Consider the following 19,436-nt stretch of genomic DNA (forward strand, 5'->3'; position numbering starts at 1 on the left):
CCTTTCTAGGCAGTGCGGCCGGGGAGCCAGCACGCGACAGCTCGGTTGGGGTCGTTGCGGGCGGACGGGATCTCCAGGACGGGAACGTCGACGGAGCAGCGTTCGAACGCTTGCGGACAGCGTGGATGGAACGAGCACCCGGACGGCATTCCGCGAAGGTCCGGCGGTGATCCGGGGATTCCGGCGAGTTCCCGGCGGGCGCCGCGCAGGGCCGGGAAGGACTTCAGGAGGCCTTCGCTGTAGGGGTGCAGGGAATCCTTGTAGAGGTCGGCGGAGCGCGCTTCCTCGACGATGCGGCCGCCGTACATGATCGCGATGCGGTCCGAGAACTCGACCAGCAGAGACAGGTCGTGGGTGATGAAGAGGACCGAGAAGCCGAGGCGTTCGCGGAGTTCGACGAGTTGGGCGAGGATCTGGCGTTGCATCACCACGTCGAGGGCGGTGGTCGGCTCGTCCATGATCACGACCTGCGGCTCGAGGACGAGCGCCATGCCGATCATCACCCGCTGCCGCATGCCGCCGGACAACTGGTGCGGGTACGCGTCCATCCGGTCCGCGGAAATGCCGACGAGTTTGAGCATTTCCTGCGCCCGGGCGATCCGGGCCGGTGCGGACAGCCCGGGCTCGTGCGCCTTGATCACGTCGAGCAGCTGGGTGGAGACCTTGTGCACCGGGTTCAGCGAGTTCATCGCGCCCTGGAACACGATCGACGTCTCCGCCCAGCGGAACCTCCGCAGCTCGGCGTCGGTCAGCGCCATCACGTCGTACGGGTCGCCGCTAGGCGGGTAGTAGACGACCGACCCGCCGCTGATCACGCCGGGCGGCGGCAGCAGTCGCGTCACGCCGTACGCGAGCGTCGACTTCCCGCTGCCGCTCTCGCCGGCCAGGCCGAGTACTTCACCGCGGTGCAACGTCAGCGTCACGTCCCGGACGGCCTGAACTGCTTCAGAGCCGAGACCGTAGTCGACGTGGAAGTTCTTGATCTCCAGTACGGGCGTCTTCACGCGGCATCCTCCTCGCGACGTGCGACGGGGGTCACCGGTTCACGGGACGAAAGGACCGGAGTGAAGCCGACCCGCATCCGCACCGTGTGACCGTCCTTCGTCTTCACCTTCGTGTGACCGCTCGAGCGCAGCCGCGGGCTGACGAACTCGTCGATACCGAAGTTGATCAGCGACAGCGCCGTACCGAGGACCGCGATCGCCAGGCCGGCCGGGACGAACCACCACCACGCGCCCTGGGCCAGTGCCTGCTGTGATTGCGCCCAGAACAGGATCGTGCCCCAGTTCCACTCGGAGATCGTCGAGATGCCGATGAACGCCAGCGTGATCTCGGACATCACCGCGAAGATCACCGTCCCGACGAAGCCGGACGCGATGATCGCGGTGAGGTTCGGCATGATCTCGAACGTGATGATCCGCCAGGTACTCTCGCCGGTCGCCCGGGCCGCCTCCACGTAGTCCCGCCGGCGCAGCGACAACGTCTGCGCGCGCAGTACCCGCGCACCCCAGGCCCAGGACGTGAAACCGATGACCAGGGCAACCATCAGGTCGCCCGCGGACGGGATCGTGGACGCCACGATGATGATCAGCGGCAGCGCCGGAATCACCAGGAAAACGTTTGACAGCGCGGAAAGCCCGTCGTCCGCGGCGCCGCCGAGGAAACCCGCGCTGACCCCGATCAGGATCGACAACGTGGTCGCGACCAGCCCGGCCAGCAGCCCGACGAACATCACTCCGCGGGTACCGACCAGCACCTGGCTGAAGATGTCCTGCCCGAGGTGCGTCGTTCCGAACCAGTGCTTTCCGGACGGCGCCTGGATCAGGTCTCTGCTCCGCGCCGACGGGTCGTACGGCGCGATCCACGGGCCGATGATCGCGATCAGGCAGAAGAACGCGAGCACGACGAGGCCGGTTGCCGCTTTCGGGTTCGCGACGAACCGCAACCGCCGGCGCTTGGCCGGCGCCACTGAGGTCGTCACCGCGGTGATCGTGGCGGTCATCAGCCCTCCTTCCGGGTACGCGGGTCGAGGAGCAGGTACGCGACGTCGGCGAGCAGATTGGCCACCAGAACCGACAGCGTGATCACCAGGAAGACGCCCTGCATCAGGGGGTAGTCCTTGGCGCCTACGGCCTGGAACAGGTTGTAGCCGATACCCGGGTAGGAGAACACGATCTCCACCAGCAGCGTGCCGCCGACGATGAAACCGAGCGACAGCGCGAACCCGGAAACGTTCGGCAACAACGCGTTCCGCGCCGCGTAGCTGACCATCACCCGGCGCTCCGGCAGGCCCTTCGCGTGCGCGACCGTGATGTAGTCCTCGGACGCGACCGTCACCATCATGTTCCGCATGGTCAGGATCCAGCCGCTCACCGACGAGATCAGGATCGTGAACGCCGGCAGCAGACTGTGCTGTACGGCGCTGCCGATGAACCCGGCGTTCCACGAAGGCACCAGCCCCGGCTCGTACCCGCCGGACGACGGGAAGAAGCTGCCCGGTCCAGCCAGCAGCGCGATCGCCAGCAGGCCGAGCCAGAAGTACGGGATCGACGACAGGAACGTTGTCACTGGCAACAACCCGTCCATGATCGACCCGCGCCGCCAGCCCGCGACGACGCCCAGCGTCGTACCGATCATGAAGCTCGCGAACGTCGTGATGCCGACCAGCGCGATCGTCCACGGCAAGCTCTGTTTCAGGATTTCCGAAACCGGTGTCGGGAAGAACGTGAACGACAACCCGAGGTCGCCGTGGAACACCTGCCGCCAGTAGTCGACGTACTGGCTCCACAGCGACGCGTGCTTGTCCAGGCCGAACAGCACGTACAGCGACTTGATCGCGTCGGTGCTCAGCTGGCCCTGGTACTTGTTGATCAGCGACGTCACCGGGTCGCCCGGGATCAGCCGCGGGATGAAGAAGTTGATGGTCAGCGCCGCCCACGCCGTGAAGACGTAGAACGCCAAGCGCTGCAGGAGAAACTTCACTGCGCCGCCCCTTCCTCGTACAACCAGCAGGCGGCCCAATGACCTGAGGACGGCAGTTCGAAGCGGGGTGGAAGGTCGGTCGAGCACTTCGGCATCGCGTGCACACAGCGCGGGTTGAACCGGCAGCCGCTAGGCGGTGCGATCAGGCTCGGCGGTTCGCCGCCGGCCTGGTCCTCCGGCGTACTCAGCTGCCCGAGCCGGTCGGGGTCCGGCGCACTCTCGATCAGCAGCCGCGTGTATGGATGGGCCGGGTGCTGCGTCACGGTCTCGGAGTCGCCGCCCTCGACCAACCGCCCGGCGTACATCACGAGCGTCTCGTCGGCGAAGTACCGCGCGGACGCGATGTCGTGGGTGATGTAGAGGATCGCGAGGTCGAGCCGCTCCTTCAGGTCCCGGAGCAGGTTCAGTACGCCGAGCCGGATCGACACGTCGAGCATCGACACCGGCTCGTCCGCGAGCAGCGCCTCCGGGTCGGCGCCGAGCGCGCGGGCGATCGACACCCGCTGCCGCTGACCGCCGGACAGTTCGTGCGGGAACTTGTCGAGGTAGCGCTCCGGGGGAGTGAGCTGGACCTGCTCCAGCAGGTTGCGGAGGTTCTCCTCATGATCACCTGCACGGCCGTGAATGCGCAGCGACCGGGTCAGGTGGTACCGCACGGTGTGCGTCGGGTTCAGCGAGGCGAACGGGTCCTGGAAGATCAGCTGCACCTTGCGCGCGTAGGCGCGGAACTTCCGGCCGCCGCGGATCGTGACCGGCTCGCCGTGCAGGCGGATCTCACCGGCGGTCCGCCCGTACAGCTGGGCCATCAGCCGCGCGACGGTGGACTTGCCCGATCCGGACTCGCCGACCAGTGCGGTGACGCGGCCGCGGCGCAGGGTGAGCCGCACGTCGTCGACCGCGTGGACGGACTTGTGTTCGCGGGACAGCAGGTCGCGGACTCTCCGCCGTACCGGGAAATGCTTGGTGAGGCCCACGGCCTCCAGAACAACCTCGGTCTCGGTGACCGTCATTGGACTCCGATCACGGCTCGCTGCGCTCGCCGGATGTGGTTCGGGCGGCTCGCTGCGGTCGCCGGATGTGGTTCGGGGGCTGGCTGCGGTCGCCGGACGCCGGCTGCGGTCGCCGGATGTGGTTGGGGGTGCCGCGGCGCCGGGGTCGGGCCCGGCGCCGCGGTCACGCCTCACTGGCTGCCGGCCGGCTTCAGGTTCAGGATGATTTGCAGAGCGTTCTGCTGGGTCGGCTGCGCAGGCCCGTACTGGTTCTGCTCGTCGGGCCAGCCGACCCAGTTCTTGGTGCTGTAGAGACCGCCGACATTGGACGCCGAGGTGGGGATGATCGGCATCTGCTCGACCATGATCTTCTGCAGCGTGTTCAGCGCGGCGGTCCGGGTCGCGTCGTCCGCGGCGTTCGCGTACTGGTCCAGCGCCTTGGTCGCCTCCGGGCTGTTGAACCGCCCGTAGTTGCCGCTGACACCGCCCTTGCCGACCGGCTTCAGGATCTTGCCGTCCATGATGTTCTGGTAGATGTCGAACGGCGTCGCGCCGCCGTTGGTCCAGTGCATCGCGGCGTCGAAGTTGCCGGTGTCGATGTTCTTGAACCAGGCGTCCTGGTTGGCCTTGTCGACGGTCGCCTTGATCCCGATCGTGGACAGGTTGTCCCTGATGATCTCCAGGTCGGTCTGGTAGTCCGACCAGCCGGCCGGATCGGTCAGCGTGATCGTCACCGGCTTGCCGGCCGGGTCCTTCAGTACGTCGCCCTCGAGCTTGAAGCCCGCGGCGGAGAGCTCCTTCTTCGCGCCGTCGAGGTCGACCGAGTGGTTCTTGTCCTTGTACTCCGGGGCAATGAAGGACGCACCGGCCGGTGTGGGGATGCCGGTGACGGACTCCACCTTCGGGTAGAAGTAGCCGGCCTCGCCCTGCTGGAAGATGTCGTCGCGGTTGATCACCAGGTTCATCGCGCGGCGCAGCGCCGGGTTGTCGAACGGCTTCTTGGTGGTGTTGATCCACAGGCCGTGGATGCCGAGGTTCGCCGGGAACCAGAGCTTGTGGTTCTTCGGGTCCTTGTCCTGGTAGACGGCCTTGACGTTCGGGACGAAGACGAAGCTCCACTCCGACGAGCCGTTCGCCAGCGCGGTGGTCTGCGCGTTGTTGTCGTTGTACGACGTGTACCGGAGCTCCTTGACCTTCGGCAGGTCCTGCCAGTACGAGTCCCGCAGCGTCAGCGTGGTCGTCTGCGGGGTGAACGACTTGACCGTGTACGGGCCGGTGCCGATCGGGTTCTTCAGGGTGTCCTGGGTCGGGTCCGCGATCGTCGACCACTGGTGCTTCGGTACCACGAACACGGTCAGGATCTTGTTCTGGTTGGTGAACTGCGACCGGGGGAAGGTCAGGTCCACCTTGGTTCCGGAGGCGGTGATCGTGCCGTACGGGATCGCGTCGGTGTTCAGCGCGTCGTGGTCCTTGCGCAGCTGGAACGAGTACGCCACGTCGTCCGCGGTCAGCGGCTTGCCGTCGGACCACTTCACGCCGTCGCGGATCGTGAACGACAGCTTGGTGAAGTTGGCGTCCCACTTCCACTCGGTCGCCAGCCAGGGCTTGCCGGGCTCGGTCGGCTTGATCCCGTTGATCATCACCAGCGGCTCGTAGATCATCCACCGGTAGCCCAGCGAGGCACCCGCGGAGGAGCCGAGGAACGGGTTGTTGTTCTCGGTCTGCGGACCGTTCGGCATGCCGATGTTCAGTACGGTCGCGCCGCTGCCCGAGCCACTGCCGGCGGCCTTCCCGTCCCCGTTACTACAAGCAGCCAAGGTGGCTGCCGCGAGCAGGCCCGTGAGGGCGAGGACCGCGGAAGCGACGTTCCTCGAGTAACGCCGCTTCCGCGGTCCTGGCGCGACTGTGCGTCGTGCTCGCATCGGTTCCTCCTGTGCATCAGTTGGCGGATGGCCCACCCTGAGCCGGTGGGCCAGTGCATCCTGGCGTGAAAGCGCTCTCATGGGAAGAGCTCACACGGTCGAGCGAGTACGCCGGCGACGGAGCAGGGGCAGCTGCCCCGCCGCCGGAGCGCTACTGCCCCGCCATCCCCCTTGCGTCCGAAGAACTGTGGGTGCGAGCCCTCGCTTCTTCGGACGTAAGGGGGAGGCGGTGGGCGGGTTTCGGGGCGGTGGAGCTGCGGACGATGAGGGTTGTCGGGAGGACGAGAGGGTGGGTGGGGAGCGGCGTACCGGCGAAGTGCGCCATCAGCATCCGGGCCGCGGCCTGGCCCATCTGGCGCATCGGTTGGTGCACCGTGGTGAGGGGCGGCTCGGTGTGTTCGGCGTACGGGATGTCGTCGAAGCCGACCACGGAGACGTCGCTCGGCACGTTCCGCCCGGTCTCCCGGACGGCCTGGATCGCGCCACCGGCGGACAGGTCGTTGTGCGCGAAGACCGCGTCGAACTCGAGACGCTCGTCGAGTGCCTGCTGGACGCCGCGGCGCCCGCTCTCGTAGGTGAAGTCGCCCTCGTACACGAGTCTCGGGTCGAGCTCGATCCCGGCCTCCGCGTAGGTGTCGCGGAAACCGTCCAGGCGTTCGTGGGTGCAGCCGAAGCGCTCGACGCCGGTGATCACCAGTGGCCGGCGGCGGCCGAGCTCCAGCAGGTGCCGGGCGGCGGACTCGCCGCCGGCGTAGTTGGTGGTCGCAACGGACGGGAACTGCGGGCGGTGGTCGCGGTCGTCGATCAGGACCACCGGCAGGCCGCGGGCGTGCAGCTGCTCGATGTAGGTGAGCGTGCCCTCGGGCTCGATCACCAGCAGGCCGTCGAAGGACTGCGACGAGACCTGGGACGCGAACTGCTGCATGGATTCCGCACCCCGGTTGAAGGTGAACAGCAGCAGTCCGTAGCCCTCGCTCTCGACCACGTCGACGGCGCCCTGCAGCACCTCGCCCATCCACGGCCAGGTCAGCGACGGGACCAGCATCCCGACGATCCGGGTCCGGCCGCGGGCCAGCCCGACGGCGCGGGCGCTCGGCACGTACCCGAGCTCCTCGATCACCTGCCGGACACGTTCGGCGGTCCGCAGGTCCAGCTCGCCCTTGCCGTTGAGGACGCGCGACACGGTGGTCTTGCTGACGCCGGCACGGGCCGCGACATCGGCGATCGTGATGGACACGCTGAAGCTCCCCTCGGGCGGTCGGGGCTGAACTGGTCGGAACCGGTTTCGGGACCGGTTCCGTTGATGAAAGCCGAGCCGGGACGGGTCGTCAATCACGGGGCGGTAACGAATCGCGTCTTAGTTCACGATCTGGAGGAAGGGGGATCTTCCGCCGCCGGGGGTGACGTGATGAACTCGGGGTCGAGCGGCCCGCGCGGGCCGGGCAGGATGAGGTCGAGGATGGAAGTACGCCGGACCACGGTGCGCGACATGCGCCGGTCCAACCGCTCGGTGATCCTCACCAGCATCTATCGCGAGGGCCCGCTGAGTCGCCAGGAGCTGACCGTCCGGACGTCGCTGAGTGCCGCGAGCGTCAGTAACCTGGTCGCGGAGCTGATCGCCGAGGGCGTGGTCGAGGAAGCCGGCTCGGTCGAGTCCGAGGGCGGCCGGCCGCGGGTGCTGTTGCGGGTGGCACCGACCTTCCGGTACGTCGTGGGCGCCGAGGTCGGGGAGACCCGGGTCCGGGTGGAGCTGTTCGACCTGGCGATGAACGTCCTCGCCCGGGCCGACCACCCGATCAGCTCGCCGACACCCGAGGAGGTCGTGAAGCACGTCCTGGAAGGGCTTTCGACCGTGATCGCGGCCTCCGGCGTACGGTCCGGGCAGATCCTCGGCCTCGGAGTCGCGGTCTCCGGCGTGGTCGAGGACAACGCAGTCGTCGACGCGCAGACGCTCGGCTGGGACGCCGTACCGCTGGGCCCGATGCTTGCCGAGGGCATCGGTATTCCGGTGCACGTGGACAACGGCGCGAACATGCTCGGCCAGGCGGAGATGTGGTTCGGCGCGGGCCGGGGCGCGACCGACGCGGTCGTCGCGCTGGTCGGCTCCGGCGTCGGATCCGCCTTGGTGGCCGGCGGATCCAGCTACCGCGGCACCCGCAGCAGTGCGGGCGAGTGGGGCCACATGACGATCGTCTACGGCGGCCGGCGATGCCGCTGCGGGGCGCTCGGCTGTCTCGAGGCGTACGTCGGCGCCGAGGGCGTGCTGGACCGCTATCGGGAGGCCGGCGGGCTGGTCGGGGGCGACGAGGAGGCTGCCTTCGTCGAGGTCCTGGCGTCGGACAAGGAGCCGGCGGCAACCATCGTCGCGGACACGATCGGCTACCTGGCCGCAGGATTCGCGAACCTGGTCAACCTCGTCAACCCCGAACGCATCGTGCTCGGCGGCTGGGCCGGTCTGCTCCTCGGTGAGAAGCACCTGGACGAGCTCCGCGCGGAGGTGGGCAAGCACGCCCTCCGGCGGCCGTACGCACAGGTGTCCATCGTGTTGTGCGAACTGGGTCGCGACGCCGTGGCTCTCGGCGCCGCGACCCTCCCCGTAGTACGCCTACTCCGCGATGGAGGCGCAGTCCGTTAGACGGTCCACTTCTGGTTGGCGGCGCCGGAGCAGGTCCAGATCTGGGTCGGGGTGGCGTTCGCGGAACTGTTGCCGGTGACATCGAGGCACTTGTTCGCCTGTGGGTTCACCAGGTCGTGCCCGGAGCTGTAAACCCATTGCTGGGCAGCGTTTCCGTTGCAGGTCGCCAGCTGGACCCTGGTCCCGTCGGCGACTCCGGCGTTCGCCACGTCGAGACACTTGCCGAGGGCCCGGATCGTGCCGTCGCCAGGGCGGGTCCACTGCTGCGCGTTGGTGCCGTTGCAGTCGTACAGCTGCACCGTCGTACCGTCGGCGGCGTTCGCACCGGCGACGTCCAGGCACTTGCCGGCCAGGCCGGTGATCTGCGAGCCGCCACCGCCGGAGCTGCCGAGCGTGGTGACGCGCACGTAGTCGACGGTCATGGTCTGCGGCATCTGCGTGGTCCCGTCCGGGTAGCCCGGCCAGTACCCGCCGACGGCGAGGTTCAGGATCATGAAGAACGGGTGGTTGAACACCCAGGTGTTGCCGTTCAGGTCGGCCGGCGTACGGCGCTGGTACTGCACGCCGTCGACGTACCAGGTGATCGAGTCCGGGGCCCAGTCCACCGCGAACGTGTGGAAGTCGTCGGCGAAGGACCAGCCGTTCGGATGGTTGTACGCGGCACCGATGCCGCCGGCGCCGGAGTACCCCGGGCCGTGGATGGTGCCGTGCACGGTGGCCGGCTCCTTGCCGATGTTCTCCATGATGTCGATCTCGCCGTCGTTCGGCCAGTTGCCGCCGCCGAGCATCCAGAACGCGGGCCAGATCCCTTGTCCGCGGGGGATCTTGATCCGGGCCTCGAACCGGCCGTACGTCTGGGTGAAGGTCTGCGCGGTGAGCAGCCGGGCCGACGTGTACTGGCACGGGCCGTAGTGGCACTGGTAGCCGCCGTTCTCCTGCCGGGCGGTGATCACCAGGTTGCCGTTGCCGTCGAGAGCGGAGTTGCGGGTGCTGTTGGTGTAGTACTCCATCTCGTTGTTGCCCCAGCCGTTGCCGCCGATGTCGTACCGCCACTTGGCGGGATCGGGGGCCTGGCCGGCCGGGCCGTCGAAGTTGTCCTCCCAGACCGTCGCCGTCTGTGCGGCGGAGGCCTGCTGATGGCCGCTGACGGCCGGCTGGAGGAGGGCGGTGCCGACTGCGACGGCACCGATCGCGACAAGCGCGAGCAAGCGTGGACGCTTCATGAGTACCTCATTTCGGGGGCGTCTGAATGAGGACAGTGATTGGCCCGCAGCGTGCCGTGAGAACGCTCCCACGTCAACCCCGGGACTAATTAAAAGATCTGAAAAAAGTCGTGGGTTCGGCGTTGACAGGGTTCTTCACCGATGGTTATCTCGTGGTGACCAGCAGTTGCGGCGCGGGCAGACGCCGCCTTGAACTCCTTGAAATAAAGGGAGAACCGCCCCATGAAACGCTTCCTGCCGCCCGCGGTCGCCGCGCTCTGCGTGGCCGCCGCCGGCCTCGGCTTCGGAACCGCTGCACCGGCCCAGGCCGCCGGTGAGCAGGTCAACGTCTGGCTGACCACCACCAACGACTCCGGCGGCCGCAACGTGACCCGGGGGCTGCAGCAGCAGACCCCGGTGAACTTCGGCCCGGCCGGCGGCTCCGCGGACCAGACCATCACGGTCAACGAGAACACGACGTACCAGTCCTTCGAGGGCGGCGGCGCGTCGTTCGCCGACAGCTCCGCCTGGCTGCTGAACAGCGGCGGCGTGATCTCGGCGGCCACCCGCGACCAGGTGATGAAGGACCTGTTCGACCCGGTGAACGGGATCGGTCTGTCCTTCGTCCGGAATCCGATGGGCGCGTCCGACCTGGCCCGGTTCAACTACTCGTACGACGACACCTGCTGCGACCTGAACGACTTCAGCATCCAGCACGACCTGGCGGACGTCGTACCGCTGACCAAGCAGGCACGGCAGCTCAACCCCGCGTTGAAGGTGATGGGTTCGCCGTGGAGCGCGCCGGCCTGGATGAAGGACAACAACGACTTCGTCCACCGCGGCTGGCTGAAGGCCGAGTACTACCCGATGTACGCGCAGTACTTCGTCAAGTACCTGCAGCAGAACGAGGCCCAGGGCAACCACATCGACTACATCTCGGTGCAGAACGAGCCGACCTGCTGCGGTACGGACAGCACGGGGTACGCCTCGATGAACTGGAACGGGTCCGGGCTGCTCGAGTTCACCAAGAACAACCTGCTGCCCGCGTTGCACGCCGCCGGACTCACCACCAAGGTCCTGCTCCTCGACTACAACTGGGGCAACTACAACGACCTCGGCTCGGTCCCGCTGGCGGACGCCGCGGTACGGAACGACCCGAACTTCGGCGGGATCGCCTGGCACGGGTACGGCGGTGACGTGAACCTGCAGACCCAGATCCACGACCAGTACCCGTCGGTGAACGCGTACATGACCGAGCACTCCGGCGGTACCTGGATCGGGAACCAGCAGACCGAGGACATGAACAACCTGATCGACTACACCCGCAACTGGGACAAGTCGTGGGTCAAGTGGGGCATCGCTCTCGACGAGAACCACCTCCCGTACGTCGGTGCCGGGTGCAACGTCTGTACCGGACTCGTCACCGTGCACCGGAACGACAGCCTGCGCGGCCAGGTCACCAAGACCGTCGAGTACTACACGATGGGCCACCTGACGAAGTTCGTGAAGCCGGGGGCGTTGCGGATCGACTCCACCGCCAACGGCTCGGTGAAGAACGTGGCGTGGAAGAACCCGGACGGTTCGAAGGCCCTGATCGCGTACAACACCACGGGCAGCTCGCAGTCGGTCCGGGTGAACTGGGGCTCGCAGTCGTTCGTCTACACGCTGCCTACGCAGACGTCCGCGACGTTCACCTGGTCCGGCTCGCAGAGCGCTGGTAGCTCCGGGCAGATCACGGGGCTCGCCGGCAAGTGCATGGACGTCGCTGGTGCGAGCAGTGCCGACGGTACGGCGGTCCAGCTGTACGACTGCAACGGTTCGACGGCGCAGCAATGGCAGCGTCCTGGCGACGGGACCATCCGTGCACTCGGCAAGTGCCTCGACGTCAACGCGGGCTCAGTTGCCGACGGAGCGAAGGTGCAGCTTTACACGTGCAACGGCAGCGGCGCCCAGCAATGGACCTATACGAGCGGGAGAGATCTAGTGAATCCACAGGCGAACAAGTGCCTCGACGTCACGGGTAACGTCTCAACCAACAGCACCCCGCTCCAGCTGTGGAGCTGCACTGGTGCGGCCAACCAGAAGTGGACCGTGTCGTGAAGCGGCTGCTGGTAGGGGGTGCGGTTCTCGCACTCGGGCTGACGGTGGCTACTCCTGCGCAGGCTGCTACCGGAGCTGTGACAGGTCTGGCTGGCAAGTGCTTGGACGTGGCTGCGGCTGGGACTGGGACTGCTGACGGTACGGCGGTTCAGCTGTACGACTGCAACGGGACAGGTGCGCAGCAGTGGTCGCGGTCGAGTGACGGGACGCTGCGGGCGCTCGGGAAGTGCCTGGACGTTTCTGGTGGCTCCGTCGCTAACGGTGCCCGGGTGCAGCTGTGGACGTGTAACGGGTCCGCAGCGCAGCAGTGGACGTACACGTCGGGCCGTGACCTGGTGAACCCGCAGGCGAACAAGTGCCTCGATGTCACGGGCAACAACCCCGCGAACAGTACGCCGGTGCAGCTGTGGAGCTGTACCGGTGCGGCGAACCAGAAGTGGAACGTGCCGGCGTCGGACGGACCTCCGCCCGCGGGTGGTGCGCCGATGGCGGCAGCGCCGTACCTGTATGAAGGCTGGGGTGATCCGCCGGACCCGGCGACGGTGATGAACGCGACCGGGGTGAAGTGGTTCACGATGGCGTTCATCCTGTCCAACGGCTACTGCAACCCGCAGTGGGACGGCGGACGGCCGCTGACCGGCGGGGTCGACCAGCAGGCGATCAGCACGATCCGCGCGAACGGCGGCGACGTGGTGGTGTCGTTCGGCGGGTGGTCCGGGAACAAGCTGGGCCAGAGCTGCGGTACGGCGGGTGAGCTGGCGGCGGCGTACCAGAAGGTGATCGACGCGTTGTCGCTGAAGGCGATCGACATCGACATCGAGGACCAGGAGATGGCGCAGCCGGCTGTCCGGCAGAAGGTCATCGACGCGCTGAAGATCGTCGAGCAGAACAACGCCGGGATCACGACGTACCTGACCTTCGGCACGACGCAGTCCGGGCCGGACGGCGACGGGCAGGACCTGATCCACCGCGGCGCGGCGTTCGGGCTGAACCTGGACGGCTGGGTGATCATGCCGTTCGACTTCGGCGGCGGGTCGACGAACATGGGGACGCTGACGCAGCAGGCGGCGGACGGGCTGAAGAACGCGGTCAAGTCGGCGTACGGGCTGACCGACGACGCGGCGTACCGCAGGATCGGCATCTCCTCCATCAACGGCCTGACCGACCAGGCGGGAGAACGCGTCAACCTGTCCGACTTCGAGTCCAACCTCGCCTACGCCGCCCAGCACCACCTGGCCCGCTTCACCTACTGGTCCACCAACCGCGACCGCCCCTGCACCGGCGGCAGCGCCGACAGTTGCTCCGGCATCGCCCAGAATCCGTGGGACTTCTCGAAGGTGATCGGGCGGTACGCCGGGTAGGGCGCGTTTGACCCTCCTGTAGCCGGAGGGTGGAAGCTAGGGCACATGACGGCGACGGTGACGGTGGGGGAGTTTTCGCGACTTACCCACCTGAGTGTGAAGACCCTGCACCACTACCACGAGATCGGCCTGCTCGCGCCGGTGTCGGTGGATACTTCGTCCGGGTATCGGCGGTACGGGACCGGACAGGTGGAGACCGCCCTGCTGATCCGCCGGCTGCGCGAGTTACGGATGCCCTTGCCGGACGTGCGGTCCGTCGTCGAGGCGGGTGACGGTGCTGCCCGCGAGGAGACGCTCCGCACGCACCTCGAGCGGATGGAGCAGGAGCTCGCGCACACCCGCGACGTCGTCACTTCACTCCGCGAACTGCTCACCCCGGGCCGCCCGCTGCTCGACGTGCAGTACCGCTTCATCCCGCCGTTCCGTGCGTACGGCGTCCGCGGTCAGGTGCTGCGCGACGGGATCGGGCCGTGGTGCGAGTTCGCGTACGGCCGCCTGGGCCAGGTGGCCGGCCACATCAGCGGCACCTCCGGCGCGACGTACAGCGACGAGTTCTTCACCGAGGACGAGGGCGAGGTGGTCGCGTTCCATCCGGTCCCGCTCGACCAGCCGGCGGCCGACGGCGTCGAGCTCGTCGACCTGCCCGGCGGGTACTTCGCGATCGCCGTGCACGCGGGCCACATGACCGACTTCGACCGGACGTACGGCGCCCTCGGCAGTCACGTCGCGGAGTACTGCGAGGTCGCGCCCGGCCCGATCCGTGAGCTGTATCCCATCGGCCCCGGGGACGTCCCCGACCCGGCCGACTACCGAACCGAGGTCTGCTGGCCGATCCAGCGGATCCCTGTCCTGAAAGGCTGAACACCCATGTCGATCACCCTCGAGAACATCGCCGTCGACTGCGCGAACGCGAAGGCGCTGGCAACCTTCTGGGCCGCCGTACTGTCGTCCGAAGTGGAGGCCGAGGCCAACGAGTTCTTTGCGACCATCAAGGCGACGGCCGGACCGACGCTGATGTTCCTGCAAGTCCCCGAGCCGCGCACCGGCAAGAACCGCCTGCACCTCGACCTCGCCACCGCCGACTGGTCCGCCGAGGTCGACCGCCTCGTCGACCTCGGTGCCAAACGCCTCGACGAGCACACCGAGTACGGCACCCACTGGATCACCCTCGCCGACCCGGAGGGCAACGTCTTCGACCTGGCCGAGCACCACTGAGGGCAGCTCGGGTGAGAGATTGCGAGGCACCGGCTCGAGGAGGAAGGTGAGAACCGTCCGGCGGCGCCGCCGGGGCCTGCGTCCGGGCTACCTGGGTGAAGGTCGATGCCTCAGCCTGGTGGGTTGGACTCGGCGTCGAGGAACAGGTGTACGTCGGGGTGGGTGCGGAGCGCCGTGCCGGGGTGGTCGGGGCCGATCGGCTGGGTGAGGGTGTCGTGCACCGCCTGGCGTTTGACCGCGCCGGGAACGGAGCCGATCAGGGTGTGGGCGTTCAGCAGGCGGGGAATCGTGACCGTGACCGCGTGCGTCGGTACGTCGGCCAGCGTCGGGAAGTTGCCCTCGTCGACCTGCTGCCGGCGGCTCGTCTCGTCCAGTGTGACGCGCTTGACCGCGTGCGGGTCGTCGAAGTCCGCGGGCGGATCGTTGAAGGCGAGATGGCCGTTCACGCCGAGCCCGAACAGCACCAGGTCGAACGGTTCCTCGCCCATGACGTAGCTGTCGGCGTCCGGATTCAGTGGGTGAAAGGTTGCCTGTGGCACCTTTTCGAGGAAGGTCCGGCGCAGCCAGTTCCGGAACGACTGCGGCGCGTCCGGGCTCAGGCCGACGTACTCGTCCATGTGGAAACAGACGACCTTGCTCCAGTCGAGGTCCCGCTCGTCGGCGAGGGCCGTCAGAGTCGCGGTCTGACTCGGCGCGGCCGCGAGCATCACGCGTGCATGGCCCGTCTCCGCGATCGCCTTCCGGAGTCGTACGGCGGCCTCGGCGGCAGCGGCCCGCCCGAGCTCCCGGCGGTCCGGGAAGCCGCTGACCCGCACCGCATGCTCGACAGTCATACGCAAAGCCTCGCACAATTCCGCCTGCCGCACTTTGAGAAGCCACCAACCGGATTTCCGCTCCGGACATGGTTGGTGGCTTCTCAAAGTAGTCACCGCAACCCGCACGTGGCCGTGCAGCCGCCTGGGTCGGGCTGTGGGGGCGTTCGGATGCTGAGAAAGTCAAGTTGGGGGATCGACTTTGTCTACTCTCGAAGCAGGAGTTGCCGCCGAGATTCAGGAGATGGGTCAGATGCCGTCAGTCGCGTTCGAGTCGCAGGGTGGGCCCGAGGCCGGGTCACCGGTGTGGCCGCAGGCCGTGGTCACGGTGGTGGGTAATCCGCGCGCCGGTTCGCGGACGGCGGCCGCCGCGGCGTCGGTCGCGGAGTTGCTCGCCTCCGAGCTCGGTACGCCGTACCGGATCGACGAGCTGATCGACCTGGTGACGTTCGCGCCGGCGATCTTCCAGGGCGAGCACGCGGACGCCGACGCGCAGGCCGCGCTGGAGAGCGCGGTCGACCAGGTGTCCGCCGCGTCCGTGATCGTGGTCGCGACCCCGGTCTACAAAGGCAGCTACACCGGCCTGCTGAAGAGTTTCCTCGACGTACTGCGGCCCTCGGCGCTGGCCGGTGCGGTGGTGATCCCGGTGACGGTGTCCGCCGCCCCGAGCCACAAGCTCCTCGCCGACCAGCACCTGCGCCCGGTCCTGGCCGAGCTGGGCGCGAGCGTCCCGGTGCCCGGCGTGATCCTCGAGGAGCGCGACCTGGAGGACCTGCAGGTCGTCCTCTCCACCTGGATCCGGACGAACGCCGTCATCATCCAGGCCACGACGATCGCTCTCCAGCCGGTCCCCGAACCCACACCAGCGCGCTAGCTAGTCGGCGTGGGTGGGGTGGGTGGGGGAGTGGCGGAGGGCGGCGGTTGCCGGGACGAGCGTGGAGCCGAAGGTGAGTACGGCGGCTGCGCCTGCGATGGCCAGGTAGATCCAGGCGGGACCGGTGGGGATCGCGCTGCCGGAGACCTTGGACGAGAACGGGAGCAGGCAGGCCAGCGCCACCGCCGTACCGAGCGTGATGCCGATCAGCGTGACCAGTGTGCTCTCAGTGGTGAGCATCCGTAGTACCTGGAAGCGGGTGGAACCGGTCAGCCGTTGGAGGGCGAACTCGCGGCGGCGGCGCAGGGTCGTCGACACCAGCGTGTTGACGACCGAGACTGCCGTGTACGCGATCAGCATGCCGACCAGCATGTAGTTGACCCACGCCTGCGTCTGCAGGTCCTCGACGTTCGTGGCGACGAGTGCGCTGCGGTCTGCCACCTGGACGCCGGGGTGGACGGCCGCGAGTCTGGCGAGCGCCGGTCGTACGTCGGCACCAGGCGAGGCGCGGACCAGGATCTGCTTGGTGAGACCGTCGGTGGTGTGCGCGGCGACCAGTGACGCGGGGAGCATGATCGTTTCGTACCCGCGTTCGGCGGCGAACGTCCCGACGATCCGCAGCTTCACGGTGGTCCCGTCGCCGAGCGTCATCGTGATGTCCGAGCCGACGCCGCGGCCGGTCTTGGACGCCATGCTGTCCGGTACGGCGGCCGTCAGCCCGCTCAGGCCGGAGAGCGATCCGGCGGTCAGTCGTACGGGCGCCGTACCGTCGGCACCTTGTGCGTCGACGCCGACCACCGGTACACCGTCCTCGTCGAACGGGGCGTTGCGCGGGTCGTCGACGGCGCCCATGCTGCGGACGTACGCCGAGGCGCTCGCGACGCCGGGTACTGCGCGGACCTGTTGGAGGACCTTCGGGGAGAGGCCGGCGTCCGACACCAGTACGGCGTCTGCACGGAGGTCGCGGGTGAATGCCTCCGAGGATGCGTGGACCTGGGTGGTCTGCATGTACAGGTTCGCGGTCGAGATACCGACGGCAAGCATCACAGGGACTACTGCTGCCGAAAGGGCGACCGAGCGGGCCGAGAGGTTCCGGATCGCGAGGCGTCCGTTGACTCGGGTCAGCGCCTGGATCGGCCAGCGCCAGAACGCCAGTACGGACTTGGTCCAGAACGGGCCGAGGAGGGCGACGCCGATTGCCCAGCAGAGGACGGACGGGCCGGCAGTCGAGGCGGCGAGCGGGCCGCTCATGACGGTTGCGGTGACGATCAGCAGGGCGAGTCCGCCGCCGAGAGCGACCAGGCCGAGGAACAGACGGATCCAGCTGAACCATTTGCGTTGCAGCGAGGCCTCGGCGAGGGCTTCGATCGGGCGGATCTTGGCGGACTTCCGGGCGGCGATCAGGGCCGCTCCGATGGCGGCGAGTACTGCGGCGCCGGCGCCGGCGGCGAACGGGATCCAGCCCTGGGAGAACTCGATGACCGGGGAGGCGACGCCGTGGGCGCCGAGCTGGTCGAAGAGGAAGCGGCCGAGGAAGATGCCGGGTAGGCAGCCGAGTACGACGGCGGGCAGCGAGACCAGCAGGGCTTCGCCGAGGATCATCCGGCGTACCTGTCCGGGGGTGGTGCCGATGCCGCGGAGGAGGGCGAACTCGCGCTCGCGATGCTGCGCGGCGAGGGCCAGCGTGGAGGCGACGACGAACATCATCGTCATGGTCGCGATACCGCCGAAGGAGCCGGCGATCGCGATCAGGGCGGTCCGGTGGGATTCGGCGTCGGGGTGCTCGGCGAGGCCGCGGTCGACGCCGGTGGTGACTGTCAGGTCGGTGTCGATCGCCTGCAGGTTCTTCCGTACGGCGTCGAGGTCGGTGCCGGGAGCAACTTGTACGCCGACATCGGCGAAGCGCTCCGGATTGCGGACGAGGTGTGCGGCATCAGCGTCGGAGAAGAACGCGTGCCCCGCCGGGCCGCCCGCCAGCCCGCTGATGGTGAAGGTGCGCGGTTCTCCGTTGATCAGAAACGTGAGGGACCTACCTATCGTCCCCGACGGAACAACCACCTCCCCGGACAGCGGCGCACGCCCAGCACTGAGGTGGTAGGGCGCAAGCACCGCCGACGACCAGTTGTGGCCCTCGGCAACCGTCGGCGCCGCGCTCGCGCCGCGCGCGGCCGCGGTGGTGGTGGCGGTGAAGCTGTAGTCGCCGGTGGCGGAGGTGACGCCTGGTACTGAACGGATTTGGGGGAGGAGGTTGACCGGGACCCCTACGCGTTCGGGGAGGGGAGTGGCGTCTTCGGCGCCGGGGCGGAGGTGGGACTGTTTGCCGGTGAGGACGAGGGCGGATGCGGCCAGGCGTTGGGGTTCGACGTTCGAGCGGATGCCGGTTTCCATCAGGCCGCCGCACGCCATCACGATCGCCGTACCGAAGACGACCGCGACGAACGTCGCCAGGAATCCACTCTTGCGATAGCGCAACGTGCGGAGCGCGAGCCGCATCATCCCGCCACGACCTGCAGGTTCGAGCGGGCGCCGAGGTGCGTCATCCGGTCGGCCACCTGCTCCGCGGTGGGCTCGGTCAGGCTGCCGGCCAGTACGCCGTCGGCGAGGAACACCACCTGGTCGGCGTACGACGCGGCGACCGGGTCGTGCGTGACCATCACCACCGTCTGGCCCTGCGTCCGGACCGGCTCGCGGAGCAGTTCGAGTACGTCGGCAGCGGTCTGGGTGTCGAGCGCACCGGTCGGCTCGTCCGCGAAGATCACCGCCGGACGCGCGACCAGCGCACGGGCGATCGCGACCCGCTGCTGCTGACCGCCGGACAACTCGCTCGGGCGGTGGTTGTACCGATCACCGAGGCCGACGCGCTCCAGCACCTGGCGTACGGCGGCCTTGTCCGTACGGCGGCCGTCGAGCTCCTGCGGCAGGCAGACGTTCTGCCAGACGTTCAACGTGGGCAGCAGATTGAAGGACTGGAACACGAACCCGATCCGCTCCCGCCGGAGCTCGGTCAGCTTCCGCTCGCTCAACCCGGCCAGCGGCTGCCCGTCGATGGACACGCTGCCCGAGGTCGGGCGGTCGAGCCCCGCGGCGCAGTGCAGGAACGTACTCTTGCCGGACCCGGACGGCCCCATCACCGCGGTGAACGTCCCGGGGGCGAACTTCATCGAGATCCCGTTCAGCGCCGTCACCGCGTTCCCGCCGCGGCCGTACACGCGACGTACCTCCTGCAGGACGACCGAGTACCCGGTCCCGTCGACTGCTTCCTGCGTCCGTTTCCTCATGCCGTCGACGCTACGGAGCAACGGCGTACCGGCCGAGGGTGCTGGACCGCCGTACGAGGTGGGTGA

At 68.1% G+C, this 19,436-nt stretch carries 16 protein-coding genes; 6 read left to right on the top strand and 10 right to left on the bottom strand.

Annotated elements, in window-relative coordinates; translation table 11 throughout:
- Positions 1-5: 5 nt before the first annotated feature.
- The 6 genes from JOF29_RS08170 to JOF29_RS08195 all read right to left on the bottom strand — a co-directional run bounded on the left by JOF29_RS08170 (position 6) and on the right by JOF29_RS08195 (position 7,130).
- A complete protein-coding gene (locus JOF29_RS08170) occupies positions 6-1,004 on the bottom strand; it encodes an ABC transporter ATP-binding protein (protein ID WP_209693614.1) in 999 nt (332 codons plus the stop codon).
- Positions 1,001-2,002 carry an ABC transporter permease gene (locus tag JOF29_RS08175; RefSeq protein ID WP_209693615.1) on the bottom strand — a complete coding sequence of 334 codons (1,002 nt, stop codon included), beginning with the start codon at positions 2,000-2,002 and terminating at the stop codon, positions 1,001-1,003. Before JOF29_RS08175 ends, JOF29_RS08170 begins: the two co-directional genes overlap by 4 nt.
- Positions 2,002-2,982, bottom strand: coding sequence for an ABC transporter permease (locus JOF29_RS08180; protein ID WP_209693616.1), 981 nt, complete (start codon positions 2,980-2,982; stop codon positions 2,002-2,004). The genes JOF29_RS08175 and JOF29_RS08180 overlap by 1 nt, the downstream gene beginning before the upstream one ends.
- Positions 2,979-3,992, bottom strand: a complete 1,014-nt coding sequence (locus JOF29_RS08185) for an ABC transporter ATP-binding protein (RefSeq protein ID WP_209693617.1) — start codon at positions 3,990-3,992, stop codon at positions 2,979-2,981. The genes JOF29_RS08180 and JOF29_RS08185 overlap by 4 nt, the downstream gene beginning before the upstream one ends.
- A 170-nt stretch (positions 3,993-4,162) precedes the next feature.
- Positions 4,163-5,788, bottom strand: coding sequence for an ABC transporter substrate-binding protein (locus JOF29_RS08190; RefSeq protein ID WP_245357496.1), 1,626 nt, complete (start codon positions 5,786-5,788; stop codon positions 4,163-4,165).
- A gap of 256 nt (positions 5,789-6,044) precedes the next feature.
- A complete protein-coding gene (locus JOF29_RS08195) occupies positions 6,045-7,130 on the bottom strand; it encodes a LacI family DNA-binding transcriptional regulator (protein WP_209693619.1) in 1,086 nt (361 codons plus the stop codon).
- 222 nt (positions 7,131-7,352) lie between these two features.
- On the opposite strand from JOF29_RS08195, the gene JOF29_RS08200 reads away from it, so the two are divergent.
- Positions 7,353-8,528: an ROK family transcriptional regulator gene (locus JOF29_RS08200; RefSeq protein ID WP_209693620.1), complete on the top strand. Its 1,176-nt coding sequence runs from the start codon at positions 7,353-7,355 to the stop codon at positions 8,526-8,528.
- On the opposite strand, the gene JOF29_RS08205 is transcribed toward JOF29_RS08200, so the two are convergent.
- Complete coding sequence (locus JOF29_RS08205; RefSeq protein WP_209693621.1) at positions 8,525-9,751, bottom strand: glycoside hydrolase family 16 protein; 1,227 nt, start codon at positions 9,749-9,751, stop codon at positions 8,525-8,527. The genes JOF29_RS08200 and JOF29_RS08205 overlap by 4 nt on opposite strands.
- A gap of 222 nt (positions 9,752-9,973) precedes the next feature.
- Between JOF29_RS08205 and JOF29_RS08210 the strand changes: the two genes are divergently transcribed.
- From JOF29_RS08210 to JOF29_RS08225, 4 genes are all read left to right on the top strand, one after another.
- A complete protein-coding gene (locus JOF29_RS08210) occupies positions 9,974-11,830 on the top strand; it encodes a ricin-type beta-trefoil lectin domain protein (RefSeq protein ID WP_209693622.1) in 1,857 nt (618 codons plus the stop codon).
- A gap of 77 nt (positions 11,831-11,907) precedes the next feature.
- Entirely contained in the window at positions 11,908-13,191 is a 1,284-nt protein-coding gene (locus JOF29_RS08215; protein WP_307863208.1) for a ricin-type beta-trefoil lectin domain protein, read from the top strand.
- Positions 13,192-13,236: 45 nt separating this feature from the next.
- The gene (locus JOF29_RS08220; protein ID WP_209693624.1) at positions 13,237-14,052 is read left to right on the top strand and encodes a MerR family transcriptional regulator; all 816 of its coding nucleotides are present in this window, start codon (positions 13,237-13,239) and stop codon (positions 14,050-14,052) included.
- A gap of 6 nt (positions 14,053-14,058) precedes the next feature.
- Positions 14,059-14,406: a VOC family protein gene (locus JOF29_RS08225; RefSeq protein ID WP_209693625.1), complete on the top strand. Its 348-nt coding sequence runs from the start codon at positions 14,059-14,061 to the stop codon at positions 14,404-14,406.
- Positions 14,407-14,516: 110 nt separating this feature from the next.
- Here the strand turns inward: JOF29_RS08225 and JOF29_RS08230 are convergent, their stop codons facing one another.
- Complete coding sequence (locus tag JOF29_RS08230) at positions 14,517-15,239, bottom strand: 6-phosphogluconolactonase (protein WP_209693626.1); 723 nt, start codon at positions 15,237-15,239, stop codon at positions 14,517-14,519.
- A gap of 232 nt (positions 15,240-15,471) precedes the next feature.
- Between JOF29_RS08230 and JOF29_RS08235 the strand changes: the two genes are divergently transcribed.
- On the top strand, positions 15,472-16,092 hold the full coding sequence (locus JOF29_RS08235) for an NADPH-dependent FMN reductase (protein ID WP_209693627.1): 621 nt from the start codon (positions 15,472-15,474) through the stop codon (positions 16,090-16,092).
- Here JOF29_RS08235 and JOF29_RS08240 read toward each other — a convergent pair whose 3' ends face one another.
- Entirely contained in the window at positions 16,093-18,588 is a 2,496-nt protein-coding gene (locus tag JOF29_RS08240; protein WP_245357497.1) for an ABC transporter permease, read from the bottom strand.
- The gene (locus tag JOF29_RS08245; RefSeq protein WP_209693628.1) at positions 18,585-19,370 is read right to left on the bottom strand and encodes an ABC transporter ATP-binding protein; all 786 of its coding nucleotides are present in this window, start codon (positions 19,368-19,370) and stop codon (positions 18,585-18,587) included. Before JOF29_RS08245 ends, JOF29_RS08240 begins: the two co-directional genes overlap by 4 nt.
- Between the last annotated feature and the right edge of the window lie 66 nt (positions 19,371-19,436).

It is taken from the genome of Kribbella aluminosa, from assembly GCF_017876295.1.
GTDB classification, from domain to species: Bacteria; Actinomycetota; Actinomycetes; order Propionibacteriales; family Kribbellaceae; genus Kribbella; species Kribbella aluminosa.

Coding starts and splice junctions, on each gene's coding strand:
- JOF29_RS08230 (WP_209693626.1), bottom strand. CDS start 15,239: ATGACTGTCGAGCATGCGGTGCGGGTCAGCGGCTTCCCGGACCGCCGG.
- JOF29_RS08225 (WP_209693625.1), top strand. CDS start 14,059: ATGTCGATCACCCTCGAGAACATCGCCGTCGACTGCGCGAACGCGAAG.
- JOF29_RS08240 (WP_245357497.1), bottom strand. CDS start 18,588: ATGATGCGGCTCGCGCTCCGCACGTTGCGCTATCGCAAGAGTGGATTC.
- JOF29_RS08185 (WP_209693617.1), bottom strand. CDS start 3,992: ATGACGGTCACCGAGACCGAGGTTGTTCTGGAGGCCGTGGGCCTCACC.
- JOF29_RS08200 (WP_209693620.1), top strand. CDS start 7,353: ATGGAAGTACGCCGGACCACGGTGCGCGACATGCGCCGGTCCAACCGC.
- JOF29_RS08235 (WP_209693627.1), top strand. CDS start 15,472: ATGCCGTCAGTCGCGTTCGAGTCGCAGGGTGGGCCCGAGGCCGGGTCA.
- JOF29_RS08210 (WP_209693622.1), top strand. CDS start 9,974: ATGAAACGCTTCCTGCCGCCCGCGGTCGCCGCGCTCTGCGTGGCCGCC.
- JOF29_RS08205 (WP_209693621.1), bottom strand. CDS start 9,751: ATGAAGCGTCCACGCTTGCTCGCGCTTGTCGCGATCGGTGCCGTCGCA.
- JOF29_RS08220 (WP_209693624.1), top strand. CDS start 13,237: ATGACGGCGACGGTGACGGTGGGGGAGTTTTCGCGACTTACCCACCTG.
- JOF29_RS08175 (WP_209693615.1), bottom strand. CDS start 2,002: ATGACCGCCACGATCACCGCGGTGACGACCTCAGTGGCGCCGGCCAAG.
- JOF29_RS08245 (WP_209693628.1), bottom strand. CDS start 19,370: ATGAGGAAACGGACGCAGGAAGCAGTCGACGGGACCGGGTACTCGGTC.